We start from the raw sequence: 14,946 nt of genomic DNA, 5'->3' as shown, positions 1-14,946 counted from the left end.
ATGCATCCCAACTTAGTTAATTATGCTTTAAGTTATGTAGAACATGGTTTTAGCGTAATTCCAATTAGTGACAATAAGCGTCCACTGATTAAATTTGCCAATAAACCGCCACTCAATAAAACGGAAATTCATGAAATATGGAGGAAATATCCAACTGCAAATATTGCACTTAAAACAGATAAATTCTTTGTAATTGATGTGGACCGTCACAGTGGTGGTGATGGAATGAAATCTATCAAAGCCCTTAATCATGATGAGTGGTTTAAGAATACGCTCACTGAACGTACAGCACATAATGGTTTTCATTTCTTCTTTACTAAGCCTAAAGATTTAAAGATTCAACAAAACATTGGATTCTTACCTTCAGTAGATCTTAAAGCTCATGAAAACAATTATGTTGTCGTAGCTCCTTCAATGCTGGGAGACAAATCTTACAAGTGGTTAAACCATAAACCAATGAGAGAGCCACCACAAGGATTAATTGACCTAATTCTTGAAAAGCAAAAAGAATTTAAACCAGTTGATTTAAAAGACTATCAACCAACTGGCAAAACTCAAACTACTGAACTATTTGAAAAAATAGCCAATGGGTTAGGTAAAACTGGTGGTAGAAACAATGCTTTGGCTAGTTTTGTGGGTGGTTTGCTGTTCCGCAATGTTGAACCACATGTTGCAGCTAAATTAGCTGTTATTGCTAATGAAAATACAGAAGATTCTCTACCAATGAGTGAAGTGGAAAGAACCGTTAATTCAATGATAGAGAAAGAAATTAGAAGAAGGGAGGAACAAGATGGCTAATGACAAAAAAATTATTAATATTGATGAAGAGAAAGCTAAGAAACTTAGCAAAGAACAAACTAAAAAAGATCTATTTGAGCGAACCAATGGCAAAATCAGAACCACATCTGTTAAAAATATTGTTCTGATTCTTAAAACAGACAAAAATCTTCAAGGTCTGTTCAGGTTCAATGAATTTACCAATGAAGTAGATGTAGTTAAAGATGCTGCTTTAAAAACTTCAATTGGTACAATCAACATCGCTAAAGGCGAGTACACTGATCAGGTTATCAATGCTGTTGAACTTTACATTGAATCTGCTAAGAAATATCAAGGCGCTATCTTCAAAAATAATGTAATTGATCAAGGAATTATCAACACAGCTCACATGAACTCATATAATCCAGTCATTGATTACATGAATGAAGCATATGCAGAATGGGACAAGAAACAGCGTCTTGATGATACGTTTGTGGTGTTTCTTGGAGCGCCAAACAATGAAACTACCAGATTAATCACTGAAATATGGTTTCTTGAAGCAGTGGCTAAAGCCTACAATCCTAAAGTTAAAGTTGATAACGTGCTTGATTTAGTAGGTGGTCAAGGTGTTGGTAAAACATCTTATTTACAAAATGTTGCACCTATGGGCTTATATACTGACCAATTCAATTCTTTTAGCAATAAAGACGACTATGAAGTAATGAAAAATGCTCTGATTGTTAATGATGATGAAATGACTGCAAGTAATGCAGCTAGTTTTGAAGAAATCAAAAAATTCATCACTATGCAAAAGTTTGAATATCGTAAAGCTTATGCACGTAAGTCACAGACATTTTTAAAAAAGTTTGTTTTAGCACGTACTACTAATGAAATCAGACACTTGAAAGATCGTTCTGGTGATCGTAGATTTATGTCTATTTTCTGTAATGCTGATAAACAAGTTAAGTCACCAGTTACAGAGATGACTCCAGAATATGTTAAGCAGTTGTGGGGTGAAGCAGTACATCTTTACAAAACTACTAAAGACCCATTCTTACTTAATGATCATGAACAAGAACTACTTGAAGAAAACCGCAAACAATTCCGCTACACATCTGGTCTTGAAGATGAACTTAATACTACTTTGGAAAATAAATTCAAGGGCAAAAAGTTTATTACTAATCAAGAACTAGCATTTTCATTATTTGCTGATCGTGATGCATTAAGCCGTAATACCAAAGACGCACGAGACGTTCGATATTACATGGAGCATCTTGGTTATGAAGTAGGTGCAAGAATAAAGATTGATGGTAAAACAACTGCAGGATTTAAAAAGGATACGGTAGGTAACGGTTAGGTTACCCTTACCGTAACCGCTGAAAAGCCTATTCCATCAACTCTAATTATATATAGTTATACTACTACACTAAATAATATATATAACTAAATAATATTATTTAATTATATATATAGGGGCTATATAGCGTTATAGAGTTTTAAAAAAATTACCGTAACTTTTTAAGTTTTAAATCTCTGAAACCGTTGAGAGAGTAAGCAAGACAGACGGTTATAGTAAGGCTTTTACCATGTACCTAACGTAACCATTCTTAGCAGTTAAATAGCTAGAGTGCTAAGAAAAATCGGTGACAAACGGGCAAAAGTTGTCATATCGGTTAATACCAATAATTAAACCTATACAAAAGCTCGCCACTGATATTTTAGTGACGGTATCAGTTAATTTACTACACCTCATCAGTGTGGAAGTCACTTGATGGAATTATCAGATTAATTGATTATGACGATAAAAATGATGCTAATCAATTGGTTCAAAAACTAGAAAGGATTTTATATGGTAAATGAATCTAATCCTTTTAAGGACTACACAAATCATTTAGCTGTTACTTTAGAAAATAAAAACAAAGATTATGGCGATAGCTTTAGCAGATCTGTAGATAAATTCGGAATTATTGCAGCAGTTGTAAGGCTTGAAGACAAATTCAACCGCTTAGAGAACTTAACTGCTAATGGTGGCAAAGAAAAGGTTAAAGATGAATCATTAGCAGATACTGCACTCGATATTTCAGGATATGGACTATTGTTGTACAAGTATCTAAAAGAACGCGAAAGGACAAGTAAGTAAAATGGAAGAAATATGGTGTGATATTTCAGATTATAAAGGACTATATCAGGTATCTACTTTAGGAAGGGTTAGAAGCTTAGATCGTATTATTTATGATCAAGGACGGCATTGGTTCCAAAATGGAAAAATTTTAAAAGCCAGTTCTCAAAAATCAGGGTACTTGTTTGTTACATTGTCTAAGGCAGGTAAGGCAAAACAGTATCGTGTTCATAGATTAGTTGCTCAAGCATTTATTCCTAATCCTAATGGCTGGCCACAGGTTAATCATAAAGATGAAGATGTAACAAATAATAAAGTAGAAAATTTAGAATGGTGCACAGCCAAATATAATCTTAATTATGGTAACCATAATCAAAATGTAGCTAAAACTTTGAAACAGCATAAATATCAAAAAATCGCTATTGAAAATGGTAGAAAGACTTCAACTCCAGTCTTGAAATTTACTTTAGATGGTAAATTTTTAGAAAAATATTCTTCACAAGTTGAAGCAGCTAAAAATAATAACATTCGTCAAGGAAGTGTTTCCAATTGCTGTCGTGGAAAAGTAAAGCAAGTTAAAGGATATATTTATAAATACCTTAAGGAACATGAAGATGAAAAATAAAAGAGTGGAAGAAATTGCATACGGAGATCAAATCGCTGTTGAGCTAGATATAAACGGAAAATGGCAAAAAGGATACGGCACGATCGTTGTTATTAAAGGCTATAAATTCATTTTTGTCCCCAGAAAATACTCTAATGGCATTAATATTGAAGCTTACTCATTAGATAGCTTGAAGCTATTTGATAGTAAGCCAATGAGCTTTATAACAGCCTGGCTTCAATGTGCAACCAAGGAAGGATTCATGGAGGCTACGGCTCCATTAGCAATTAGAATTAGTGAGCAATTAAACAAAATGAAATCACTAAACGGATGGAAAGAGATCTTTCAAGGTGAGTATCTTTCAGCAATCGCAGAATGCGGTGCTAGGAGTGAAAAAGAAAGACGGTTATTAAAGAAATTTGATAATAAAGAGAATTAAAAAGGAGCATAAAGATGACAGAAGATAAAGTGGCATTAACAGAATGCCGCCCACATACTGCAGTAATTATCGCAATCGGCTTTAATTCCATGACTTTGTTTGTAGAAGAACCAATTGATCAAATCAAAACAGCCTTAGAAAAAATCAATAATCAGGAATATTTCACTTTAAACGTAGCCATGCAAAAACATAGAAATTACGCTTTGTGGAAACCTGAATGCGATGATGACATTACTTACTGTGATTGGAATTTAAAAAAAGTAACAGTTAAAGCTTTTCATAAGTTGTATAAGAAACAAAATGCTGGTTTAAAAGCTCAGTATTGGGGTAGCGATAAGGATTTTCAATCAGAAAAAAATTATGGATTAGAGAATATTCCTGTAGAGGTTAATAAAGATGAGTATTAGATATGGTTTTAATTATCACACTGATGAGAACATCAGTAATCTAGCGATGATGATTGCACAAAAGGCTAACGCACTTAAGCCAGATTACTTAGAAATTGATGGCCTAGCACATGAAATCATTAAATACTGCCAGCAGGGAATGAAATACAATGAGCGAAAATAGGTGCATTTATTGTAATTTTAAACATCCTGACAATATCGGAGCTGAGATTTACAGTGGTGAGTACATCCCTGAAGAAGTGATGTATGGCTCGGAGTGGAGCGATGGCTTTGAATATGCTTTTTTAAAACAGAAAAATGGTTACTTTTTCTTAGTTACTTTACATAGTGACAACGAGTTTTATTCAAGCGATGGCGATGCAACAGCTATTAAATTTTGCCCTATGTGTGGGCGTAATTTGATGGAGGAAAAATAAATGCCAACTATGACTCAAAGCGATGCTCAAGCTACTGTGATTTTTCTTTCTGTAGCGTTGATTGTCTGGTGTGTTTATGGATCGAATCATCATGAAAACAGATATGTCCCAGCTATTAATTCTTTTTGGATTGGTGCAATTAATTTTATGATATTGTTTTACATTTTCTTCAGTAAGCAGTGATAAGAGAAAAGAGAGGCAAACAACAATGGACAAGGAACAAATAAAAATTAAAATATTCGTTCTAAAAGCAGACGATTTCGAAGACCAAGTAAATGATTGGTTTTCACGGCATCCTAACATAAAAATCTTACATCGATATGTTAATAATGATTGGGTGTCCCATACTGGTGTATCTGGTCTCGGAACGATAACGACTGCCATGATAACGGCAATCGTTGAATATATAGAGGAAAAATAATGAGTTCATTTTATATTACTTGTGTTGATGGCACTCCAATCTTAAATGTAGTTGAAACTAATGCTGGATCTTTTGAACTGTGGTGGAAAGATAGTTATCAATGCAGCTTAGGCACATTCAAAACTTATGAAGCTGCTGTTGATGCAATTTATAAACATTACGGGCGAGGTCGGGTGATTAAATGATAATGATTGTAAGCTGGTGGTTCATTGTTTTGATCGCAAATTGTTTATTTTACGATTTAATCAAAAATGCAGATGAAGAACTAACGCAAACTTGGCTAGGCTTAGGATTAACTGTAATCGATATTATTCTGATTGTATTAATGTTTAGAGGTATTTGATATGGCGAGTGAAGAACATAATATTCAAAGAGAAATTCAAGTGGCTTTGTCACAGCACAAATGTAGTGTTTTTAGAACTAATGTAGGTAAAGTGCAAACAATAGATCATCGCTGGTTTGATACTGGATTACCTCAAGGATTTCCTGATTTAATGGGCTTTCGTTGGGTTGATAATCAAATATTTTTTATTGAAGTTAAATCAAAAACAGGTAAACCTAGACCAGATCAATTGAGATTTCATGAATTTCTTGCATCTCATAATGTGATTCATGGAATTGCACGAAGCGTTCAAGACGCTCTAATGATAGTTGATGGTGCTTTATGTGGATTCGGTTATTAGCCCTTTAGAAAGCTTTTTATGTAACCTAGTGTAACTATGCTCAGCAATTTAAAAAACGCTCTGAGGGTCTTTAAAATCGTTTTTAAAGTGTAAAAAGTGTGTGTGTGGAGAAGGTGGTTTAGATGAATTTAACTAAATATCAGAAAGCCTTAATTTATATTCACAGAGCTGAAATAAAATATGGTTCAATTAGTGAAACTCCTGAAAATGATCCAGATTTGATTAAGGCACAAAATTTAATTGCAATTGGTCATAGAGCTGTAAAAACGTTTGAGCCAGATGATCTTGATTTTGAAATTAAGAAAATGCTGGAATATGGTTATCCAGCACATGCAATTTATGAAATACTTCATGTAGGACAGCCTGCAGTACAACGTGTAAGAGAATTCTATGGTTTGAAATACAAACCTCTCTTTAAATACAAATTAACTAAAGATGGTCAACCAGATTTCTATACTACTTATGTTAAAGGCATGACTAGAATTGCAAAAATCTCTAATAGCTTTAACTCCAAAGCTATTTTGAATCTAATCCCTAAGCTGGGCTACGAAATTTCAGAAGTATCGTTTTATTGGGGCGATTTGCCCGACGACTGCACATATGCTGTTCGCCAATCTATTGTGTTTGTAAAGCATGGTATTGATTCATGGCTGAATGAAGCATGGAAAGGATGATAAAATGAAAATTATAATTGATACGCCAGTTTTTGACGAATTGGCGAAATATTGTAAGAAAACTAATGAACCTATTTCAATGGTGGCTTCTAAAGCAATTAAAAAATATATAAACATGGAGTAATTATATGGAGTTGGTACCTAAAATTGATGCTGTAAAAACATGCAAGAATGTAAGTGACTTTTTTAAAGACGATTTGGAAAAAATTGTTCTTATGAGTGGTAGCCGAATGATTGATTTGTCGTCACCTAGTTTTGAAGAGAATTACAGTTCAAGTAAAGCTAATGGTATTGAAACTAAGTTAATTAACGGCTTAGATGCACAGAGCGTTGTAAAATCAGTTCATGATGCTCTATATCATGGTGTTGATCTTGTTTCTCAAAAAATATTAATAGGTTTATACATTAAGCATCAAAGATGGGTTGATATTCAACCCCTTGTTTATAGAGAACATACATCCTTTGCGGCTTATAGAAAAAGAGCATTACTTACTTTTGCCTATTCTTTTGAAGGATGGCAGACAAAAAATCATTGTGATAAAGTCATAAGATTACTTGCGTACACTTGACGGACGTACAATGTACGAATTAAGTACGCACTCCGTGCGGAGCGAAACCACGTTATTATAGTATTGTCGAAAAATTAAGGAAATACCTCCCCAAGATTTCGATAAATAACATTTTTATTTTCTTTCGAGGATGATATTTGTACGAATATTATGAGTGACGAATGAAGTCTCCTTTTGACTACAACTGATGTGTACACAGTGCAGGTGGAAATCCTGCATCATCCTTAGTGGCGTTAGCAAGCGCCATTAAATAAGTTGCTCCTTGAAATTTATTTTTAAATAACAGGGTAAAGCGCAAAAACTCTCACGAGCAAAAAGACACGTCCGACTATTGCAGTAGCGGTGGTTCTGGTGTAAGTCCAGATGCGCTTATAAGGCTATTGCTTAGTTCTTGCTATGCGAGAATACATCATTAGATGTCCTTTCAAAATTATTTGTCAAAGAGCATATTTAATTCTTAATCGTATTAAGAAACCTAGTAGTTTAATTAGAGAAAACATGACATTCTAAGTCAACGATGATGGTGCAAGTCCATCCTAGGTTTTAATTCAAGTCAGCAAAGCTGGCTTTTTATTTTACGTAAAAATAAGGCGCAGTTAGGAATAATATGGAGGTTATAACTTGACAGAAACACTATTACAAGGCGATTGCTTGGAGCTACTGAAAGAAGTGAAAACCAACTCTATTGACCTTATATTGGCTGACTTGCCCTATGGAATGACAGCTAATAAGTGGGATTCAATTATTCCGCTGGAGCCATTATTTGAACAGTACCAAAGGATCATAAAAGATCATGGTGCTGTTCTGTTGTTTGGTATGGGAAAATTTGGTGCAAGTTTAATCATGAATGCGCCTAGCAAAATGCCTTATCGCTATGAATGGATCTGGCAAAAAACAATGCCAGTAGGTTTTTTTGAGTTGCCATAAAATGCCGATGAAAGCACATGAAAATATATACGTGTTTTATAAGCATTTGCCAATTTATAACCCACAAATGAGAATGGGCTTCAAGCCGTACAAAGGTAATGCCAATAGCGAATCCCAAAATTATGATTTAAAGATCAAAAAATATAAACCAACAAGTTCAAATGGAGAAAGATTCCCAATCGATGTAATTAAATTTAAAAACAAAAATAAACATTCATTACACCCAACGCAAAAGCCAGTTAAGCTATTGAAATATCTAATTAAAACTTATACAGATGAAGGCATGACAGTTTTAGATAATTGCATGGGTAGTGGCTCAACTGGTGTGGCTGCCAAGCAATTAAACCGTAATTTTATTGGTATGGAATTAGATAAAGAATATTTTGAAATAGCTAAGCAAAGAATCGAAAATGCTTAGCTTTGATTAAAGAAATGGAAAGCAGCTCAAAGATTTTTTTAGAAGAAAAGGGGTGGTGAGATGGTGTGAATAAGTTTCCTAAAATTTCCGGTAAAGGCCCTTTTTTTGAACTAGATGGACGAAAGCAAACAGCTGTTAAATCAATGGTTGAAGATGATTTAACAGAGGAACAAATAGGAAAACTAGTTGAAAGAACAGATAGAACTATTCGTAACTGGAAAAATGATGAATTATTTATAGCAGCTAAAGAACAGTATTTGAAAATTACAGTAAAAAATACTTATGTTCCTAAAGCGTTAAATCACCTTTATTATTTAATGATTCACGCCAAGTCAGAAATGGTACAAATGCAATCAGCGATAACAATTTTAAAGATGGGCGGTCAACTTTCAGATAATTCAACTCCTGAACTGGATAAAGCCAAAATTCGTAAAGCTAATGCTGATGCAAGAGTTGCTGAAGCTAGGGCTAAGGCAATGGAAGACAATGGTGCAGATGTTGAGTTGTTGCTTGATAAGATGATGGACACTTTAGCAAAGGAGGATTTACAGCATGGCTCTAAATGATGTGCTAACTCCTAAGCAGGCTGAAGTTCTTCATACTTATTTAACAGTTCCATTTAAAATGATGATCAATGTTGGTGCTGTTCGTGCTGGTAAAACTTACATAGACAATATCTTGCTGATGTATGAACTGCGTCGTGTTGCTAATTTAGCAAAGAAACGAAATGACAAGCACCCACAATTCATTTTAGCTGGTGCTAGTTCGGGTTCGATTTATAACAATATTATTGCTGAATTATCGCGCCAATTTGGTTTAGATTTAAAAGCTGACAAACATAATCATTATCACTTGTTTGACGTTGATATTGTTCCTGTTTATACTGCGTCAATTGCTGGATTGACTAGGGCACGTGGGTTTACTGCGTATGGAGCTTATATAAACGAAGCAACATTAGCAAATCAAGAGGTATTTAACGAAATTCGTAATCGTTGTTCCATGGAGGGATCACATATTATTTGTGATAGTAACCCCGACATCCCAACGCACTGGCTTAAGACTGATTACATTGATAACAAAAATCCGAAAGCTGGGATTATTTCATATACGTTTACCATTGATGACAACACGTTTTTAGACAAAGAATATGTTGAATCACTTAAGGCTTCTAAGCCTAGAGGGATGTTTTACGATCGTGATATTTTAGGTTTGTGGGTAACTGGTGAAGGTATTGTTTATCAGGACTTTAATAAGGACACAATGGTTATTGATGATGATAAGATTCCTAAAGGCTTGCATTATTACTGTGGCTGCGATTGGGGTTATGAACACCCTAATCCTATTTTGCTACTTGGCGATGACGATCAAGGAAATACTTATGTCTTAAGAGATTATACAAAGAAACATAAATTTATTAGCTATTGGGTCAAGATTGCACAGAACTTACAAGATGAGTTTGGACACAATCTTATTTTTTATGCTGATTCAGCAAGACCAGATAATGTTAATGAGTTTCAAACGGCAGGCATCAACTGTATCAATGCTAACAAGAATATATTGCCAGGTATTGAATGCGTTGCGCAGAAGATGCGTGAAGGCAAATTCTTTATTGCTGAATCTTGTTCTCAAGGCTTGATGAATGAAATTTACCAATACGCTTGGGACGAAACCACGGGGCTACCTTTGAAAGAAAACGATGTAAGACATAATGACCGATTGGATGCTTTAAGATATGCTATTTATTCGAGAAACGCGAAAGGAGGCTACATCCCTTGGAATTAAAACAAATGCAGGAGCTGATCAAAAATGCCAGTACGCAACGTGCTAATTTTTTCAACAGTTATGAAAGTGCATTGAAATATTATAGAAACGAAACTGACATTACAAACAGAAATGATGGCAAAGCCAAGTTGAATAAGGACGGCAAGGACGATCCACTACGCCATGCTGATAACCGTGTGCCATCGAACTTCTATCAATTGCTTGTTGATCAAGAAGCAGGTTATGTGGCTACTGTTCCCCCTCAGATTGATGTGGGCAATGAGAAATACAATGAAGATATTTCTGAAGCGCTAGGTGACGATTTTGCCTTAACTGTAAATAACTTAGTAATTGATGCAAGTAATGCTGGTGTTGCATGGCTTCATTACTGGATTGATAAAGATGGTAACTTCAGATATGCAATTATTCCACCTAATCAAATTACGCCAATTTACTCAACTACTTTAGATAATAAGCTGTCAGGTGTATTGAGATCATACAAGCAGTTAGATCCTGATACTGGTAAGCTGTTTACAGTTCACGAATACTGGAACGATAAAGAGGCCACTTTCTTTAAACAACCAACTTCTAGCCTTGATGACCTTGAGCCATACAACAATATTACTAGCTATGATATGAGCGCTGGTTATGAAACTGGTGTAAGTAACGTATTAAAGCATAATTTTGGGCGTGTCCCGTTCATTGCATTTCCAAAGAATAAACTTAAGTTATCAGAGCTTAAGAAATGCAAGGGTCTGATTGATGCCTATGATGATATTTATAATGGCTTCTTAAATGATATTGATGATATTCAACAAGTAGTGTTAGTGCTTAAGAATTATGGCGGCACATCGCTTGATAAATTTATGCATGATCTGAAGGAAAATAAGGCTGTTAAATTTAACAATGCAGGTAATGGTGATCAATCTGGTATTGATACACTGCAGATTGATATTCCGGTTGAAGCTAGAAATTCAGTATTGCAGACCACCAAAGAAAATATCTTCCTTTATGGTCAAGGCATTGATCCTGCTAACTTTAAGAATAGCAATGCTAGCGGTGTAGCAATTAAGATGCTGTATTCACATTTGGAACTAAAGGCTGGAATTACAGAATCAAACTTTAGACGCGGCATTAGTCAATTAGTGAGAGCCATTATGAATCATTTGGGTATTAGGGATGCTGAAAGCCTCAAAATCTCTCAGATTTGGACTAGAACCCAGGTACAAGATGATTTAGCCAAGGCTCAAGAAGTTGCCACTGTTGCTAATTACTCAAGTAAAGAAGCAATTGCTAAATCAAATCCTATTGTTGATGATTGGCAACAGGAACTTAAACATCAAAAAAATGATATTCAAAATAGCGACGGTTTTAGAGCCTCTCAGAGCTTTAATAATCCTGAAGATGAAGACTACCCTAATGATAATAAAAACGATTCTGATAAGCCAGAGAAGGCAAATAAGAAGTCTAGTGATTAATTATGAACTCACAAGAATATTGGAAGAAACGCGCTCTCTTAGCTAAACAAAAAGAGATGGCTTCAACTGCTGAATATGAAGTCGCTATGCGGTCTCGTCTTAAGGATCTTGAGAATGAATTTATTAAAGAATCTAAGAAATGGTTAACTAAATATGCTAAAGAAAATGATCAATCACTAAAGCAAGTGGCCGATTATTTAAATTCCATTGATACTTCTAAATTTGATATGACTCTGGCAGAGTTTGAAGCCAAGGCTAGAGCTGGTGGCTTTGAAAAAGAATTAAACTCTGCTTACTATAAAACTAGAATTGCTAGACTTCAGGAATTGTACAGACAATATCAAGAATTAGCCGCTAAATATGCTGATAATGAAGAAGATAATATGGCCATTGGTTTAGCCAAACGGTATGAAGATACTTACCTATTGGAAAATTACAACAAATATTTAGTAGTAGGTAGCTTAGATGTTAATTTTGCTCACTTTAATGAACAAGAATTAAAGGATATTGTTTATCAGCCCTGGCAGGGTAGCAATTTTAGTAAAAGAATCTGGAACAATTACACTAAAGTAATGCCTGAAGTGTTAACTGATGTCATGTTTAGATCAACTGCTTTAGGATACTCTTACAATCGTGTTGAACGAATGTTAAGAGACAAATTTCAAGGTGTGGTTAAATCCAATATCCATCGTTTAGTTGTCACTGAAATGGGACACGCTGCAGAAAAGGCTACAGCAGAGTTCTACGAAGATTCAGACATTGAACAGTATCAATACTTAGCAACGCTAGAAACTCATACATGCGATGTTTGCGCTCATTTAGATGAACGTATCTTTGACGTTAAGAATAAAAAAGAAGGCATTAATTACCCTCTGATGCATCCCTACTGCAGATGCACGACTTGTGGTTACATTAAAGACTTGCCTGATATTCCAACGCGCTGGTATCGTGATCCGATTACTGGAAAAGGTAAATGGACGCGGAATATGACTTTTGAACAATGGAAAAAAGCTACCGCCCAGAAAAGCCTTACAGCCAAAACCGTTGGGAGAGTAGGGCTTAGAGCAAAAACGTAAGAAAAATGTAAGGTTGTGTAAGGCCCTAATCCCTTGTGGCTCTAGGGATTATATAATATACCTTACATCTTACATTAATATAAAAAATATAAATAATAAATATATATATTATATAGTACAAGGGTATTATTAATAGTTTTAAGGCAGTGTAAGGTGTAAGAATTTTTAAAAAATCTTTGCAATCCTTTGGGAGAGTAAGGACGAGAGATCTTACATTTTCCTTACATTCCTTACATTTTTGAGGTAAAAATATGAAAAATCTATGGAACAAAATACGCTATAGCGAGTGGCTTACAATTGCATTGCAAGTCTTACTTGTAGTGATTGCTTTTGTAGTACTTTCAGTTATAGGAATTCTAATAAATGTGTGGTTTGTCCATTTTATAAAAAATACTTTTGGAATTAATGTTTATTGGACATTACATTAATAATTGTCTGACCTGAGTAAGTCGTAAAACTGCTCTTTTTGTATGCCTTGTGAGGGGCGGTCTCGTATTAAAACGTGTAAAAGGTAAGGAGAATTTATATGAAAAGAAATCAACTTAAAGATTTAGGACTTGATGAAGATCAAATCAAAGCCGTTATGGACTTAAACGGTGAAGATATTAATAATGCTAAGTCTGGTAATGATGCAATTATTGAAGAAAACAATGCTTTGAAAGCTCAAATTGCTGAACGTGATAAAGACTTAAAGAATTTGCGTAAGAATGCTAAGGATAATGAAGAGCTGTCAAACTCATACAAGGAATTGGAAACCAAGTATAAGAATGACACGGCGGATCTTACTAATAAATTAAATCAAACACGTCTTACTAGTGCTGTTGATCGTGCTTTAAGTGCAAGCAAGGTCAGAGATACCAAAGCAATCAAAGGTTTCTTGGATATGGGCAAGGTTAAAATTGATGAACAAGGCAACCTATCAGGACTAGATGAGCAAATTAAGGAAATTCACAAAACTGCACCATACATCTTTGATGAAGGTATTAAGCAGAACTATGAACCTAGCAACGGAACACCTGCTACTACTGATCCGGTTCAAGCTATGGTTGATGTTTTTAAGAAATAGAGGAGATTTATTAAATGGCAGAAGTTATTAACTATGCTGATGCATACCAAAGTGCTGTGCAACAAGCTTTTTATGATGGTCACTTATATAGTGCAGATTTATGGAACTCACCATCTAACTCAATGGTTAAGTTTGATGGAGCAAAACATATTAAAGTACCACGTTTAACCATTACTGCAGGTCGTCAAGACCGTCAACGTAGAACTATTACAGGCTTTGCAGCTAATTACAGTAATGACTGGGATTCATACGAATTAACCAACGAACGTTACTGGAGCACTCTTGTGGATCCTTTGGATGTTGATGAAACTGATATGGTGGTTTCAATTGCTAATATTACTCGTCAATTTAATTTGGATTCTAAAATGCCTGAAAAGGATAGAGAGATGTTCTCAAAGCTTTACCAACAAAAGGTTCACTATGATGGTGATGATGGCATTCACACTGAATCAGTCGATGAAACGAATATCCTTAAGTTATTTGATGAAATGATGAGTAACTTTGATGAAGCTCGTATTCCTGCTGAAGGTCGTATCCTTTATGTAACTCCAAAGATGAATGCAATTTTGAAGCGTGCAGATGCTATGAACCGCACTATTGTGATTTCTGATCCTTCAGCTATTACTCGTACTGTTCACTCATTAGATGAAGTATCTGCTATTCATGTTGTTCCATCAGACTTGATGCAAACTACATTTGATTTCACTGTTGGTTCAAAGTTTAAAGAAGGTGCTAAGCAAATTGATATGTTCTTGATTAGCAATGGTATTCAAATTGCACCTGAGAAATATTCATTCGTTGGATTTGACCAACCTTCTGCTTTAACTTCGGGCAACTACTTATACTATGAACAATCATATGATGATGTTCTTATGTTGAGTACTAAGACCAAAGGTTATGAAGCTGTTATTAGTGATGCTACTGGTGTTAAGGACTTATCAGATTCATCAAAGCTTGGCAAGAAAGCCGATACTGCTAATGTAGAGCCAACTGCTGACAGTACTGATGTAAAGCCTACTGATGCTAATACCGTTGAAGAAATTAAGGCTTACTTAGATAAGCACGGCATTGACTACACAGGTAAGACCACAAAGTCAGATTTATTAGCTTTAGTAAAATAGCTTAAGGCGGC

General features: G+C 34.9%; 23 protein-coding genes. All 23 read left to right on the top strand.

Going from position 1 to position 14,946, the window contains the following annotated elements:
* The 23 genes from LA20531_RS01700 to LA20531_RS01605 all read left to right on the top strand — a co-directional run bounded on the left by LA20531_RS01700 (position 1) and on the right by LA20531_RS01605 (position 14,935).
* A complete protein-coding gene (locus tag LA20531_RS01700; RefSeq protein ID WP_056940104.1) occupies positions 1 to 798 on the top strand; it encodes a bifunctional DNA primase/polymerase in 798 nt (265 codons plus the stop codon).
* Positions 791 to 2,113 carry a virulence-associated E family protein gene (locus LA20531_RS01695; protein WP_056940103.1) on the top strand — a complete coding sequence of 441 codons (1,323 nt, stop codon included), beginning with the start codon at positions 791 to 793 and terminating at the stop codon, positions 2,111 to 2,113. Before LA20531_RS01700 ends, LA20531_RS01695 begins: the two co-directional genes overlap by 8 nt.
* 492 nt (positions 2,114 to 2,605) lie before the next feature.
* Positions 2,606 to 2,896, top strand: coding sequence for a nucleotide modification associated domain-containing protein (locus LA20531_RS01690; RefSeq protein WP_056940102.1), 291 nt, complete (start codon positions 2,606 to 2,608; stop codon positions 2,894 to 2,896).
* 1 nt (position 2,897) lies between these two features.
* Positions 2,898 to 3,500 carry an NUMOD4 domain-containing protein gene (locus tag LA20531_RS01685; RefSeq protein ID WP_056940101.1) on the top strand — a complete coding sequence of 201 codons (603 nt, stop codon included), beginning with the start codon at positions 2,898 to 2,900 and terminating at the stop codon, positions 3,498 to 3,500.
* A complete protein-coding gene (locus LA20531_RS01680) occupies positions 3,490 to 3,918 on the top strand; it encodes a hypothetical protein (RefSeq protein ID WP_056940100.1) in 429 nt (142 codons plus the stop codon). Before LA20531_RS01685 ends, LA20531_RS01680 begins: the two co-directional genes overlap by 11 nt.
* Before the next feature lie 14 nt (positions 3,919 to 3,932).
* The gene (locus LA20531_RS01675; protein WP_056940099.1) at positions 3,933 to 4,325 is read left to right on the top strand and encodes a hypothetical protein; all 393 of its coding nucleotides are present in this window, start codon (positions 3,933 to 3,935) and stop codon (positions 4,323 to 4,325) included.
* A complete protein-coding gene (locus tag LA20531_RS11200) occupies positions 4,315 to 4,488 on the top strand; it encodes a hypothetical protein (RefSeq protein ID WP_168170597.1) in 174 nt (57 codons plus the stop codon). Before LA20531_RS01675 ends, LA20531_RS11200 begins: the two co-directional genes overlap by 11 nt.
* Complete coding sequence (locus LA20531_RS01670) at positions 4,475 to 4,741, top strand: hypothetical protein (RefSeq protein ID WP_056940098.1); 267 nt, start codon at positions 4,475 to 4,477, stop codon at positions 4,739 to 4,741. The genes LA20531_RS11200 and LA20531_RS01670 overlap by 14 nt, the downstream gene beginning before the upstream one ends.
* The gene (locus LA20531_RS01665) at positions 4,742 to 4,924 is read left to right on the top strand and encodes a hypothetical protein (RefSeq protein WP_056940097.1); all 183 of its coding nucleotides are present in this window, start codon (positions 4,742 to 4,744) and stop codon (positions 4,922 to 4,924) included.
* A gap of 25 nt (positions 4,925 to 4,949) precedes the next feature.
* Entirely contained in the window at positions 4,950 to 5,162 is a 213-nt protein-coding gene (locus LA20531_RS01660) for a hypothetical protein (protein ID WP_056940096.1), read from the top strand.
* The gene (locus LA20531_RS01655) at positions 5,162 to 5,347 is read left to right on the top strand and encodes a hypothetical protein (RefSeq protein ID WP_056940095.1); all 186 of its coding nucleotides are present in this window, start codon (positions 5,162 to 5,164) and stop codon (positions 5,345 to 5,347) included. The genes LA20531_RS01660 and LA20531_RS01655 overlap by 1 nt, the downstream gene beginning before the upstream one ends.
* Positions 5,348 to 5,349: 2 nt before the next feature.
* On the top strand, positions 5,350 to 5,505 hold the full coding sequence (locus LA20531_RS11115) for a hypothetical protein (RefSeq protein WP_157771643.1): 156 nt from the start codon (positions 5,350 to 5,352) through the stop codon (positions 5,503 to 5,505).
* Between the two features lies 1 nt (position 5,506).
* Positions 5,507 to 5,845: a VRR-NUC domain-containing protein gene (locus LA20531_RS01650; RefSeq protein WP_056940094.1), complete on the top strand. Its 339-nt coding sequence runs from the start codon at positions 5,507 to 5,509 to the stop codon at positions 5,843 to 5,845.
* A gap of 122 nt (positions 5,846 to 5,967) precedes the next feature.
* Positions 5,968 to 6,519 (top strand): hypothetical protein, encoded by a 552-nt coding sequence (locus tag LA20531_RS01645; protein ID WP_056940093.1) that lies wholly within the window; start codon positions 5,968 to 5,970, stop codon positions 6,517 to 6,519.
* Between the two features lie 128 nt (positions 6,520 to 6,647).
* Entirely contained in the window at positions 6,648 to 7,088 is a 441-nt protein-coding gene (locus LA20531_RS01640) for an ArpU family phage packaging/lysis transcriptional regulator (RefSeq protein WP_056940092.1), read from the top strand.
* Positions 7,089 to 7,709: 621 nt separating this feature from the next.
* Entirely contained in the window at positions 7,710 to 8,015 is a 306-nt protein-coding gene (locus tag LA20531_RS11475; RefSeq protein WP_236704156.1) for a class I SAM-dependent methyltransferase, read from the top strand.
* The gene (locus LA20531_RS01635) at positions 8,002 to 8,433 is read left to right on the top strand and encodes a DNA-methyltransferase (protein WP_236943775.1); all 432 of its coding nucleotides are present in this window, start codon (positions 8,002 to 8,004) and stop codon (positions 8,431 to 8,433) included. Before LA20531_RS11475 ends, LA20531_RS01635 begins: the two co-directional genes overlap by 14 nt.
* A 65-nt stretch (positions 8,434 to 8,498) precedes the next feature.
* Entirely contained in the window at positions 8,499 to 8,999 is a 501-nt protein-coding gene (locus tag LA20531_RS01630; protein WP_236704154.1) for a helix-turn-helix domain-containing protein, read from the top strand.
* Positions 8,986 to 10,215, top strand: a complete 1,230-nt coding sequence (locus LA20531_RS01625; protein WP_056940091.1) for a PBSX family phage terminase large subunit — start codon at positions 8,986 to 8,988, stop codon at positions 10,213 to 10,215. The genes LA20531_RS01630 and LA20531_RS01625 overlap by 14 nt, the downstream gene beginning before the upstream one ends.
* Entirely contained in the window at positions 10,206 to 11,672 is a 1,467-nt protein-coding gene (locus LA20531_RS01620) for a phage portal protein (RefSeq protein WP_056940090.1), read from the top strand. Before LA20531_RS01625 ends, LA20531_RS01620 begins: the two co-directional genes overlap by 10 nt.
* A gap of 2 nt (positions 11,673 to 11,674) precedes the next feature.
* Positions 11,675 to 12,748: a minor capsid protein gene (locus LA20531_RS01615; protein WP_082589021.1), complete on the top strand. Its 1,074-nt coding sequence runs from the start codon at positions 11,675 to 11,677 to the stop codon at positions 12,746 to 12,748.
* A 526-nt stretch (positions 12,749 to 13,274) separates the two neighbouring features.
* Positions 13,275 to 13,814, top strand: coding sequence for a phage scaffolding protein (locus LA20531_RS01610; protein ID WP_056940089.1), 540 nt, complete (start codon positions 13,275 to 13,277; stop codon positions 13,812 to 13,814).
* 14 nt (positions 13,815 to 13,828) lie between these two features.
* Positions 13,829 to 14,935 carry a hypothetical protein gene (locus LA20531_RS01605; RefSeq protein ID WP_056940088.1) on the top strand — a complete coding sequence of 369 codons (1,107 nt, stop codon included), beginning with the start codon at positions 13,829 to 13,831 and terminating at the stop codon, positions 14,933 to 14,935.
* Positions 14,936 to 14,946: the final 11 nt, after the last annotated feature.

The organism is Lactobacillus amylovorus DSM 20531 (assembly GCF_002706375.1).
GTDB lineage: Bacteria > Bacillota > Bacilli > Lactobacillales > Lactobacillaceae > Lactobacillus > Lactobacillus amylovorus.
The sequence above is the reverse complement of the archived record's forward strand: the minus strand, read 5'-3'. Positions and strand labels throughout refer to the sequence as shown.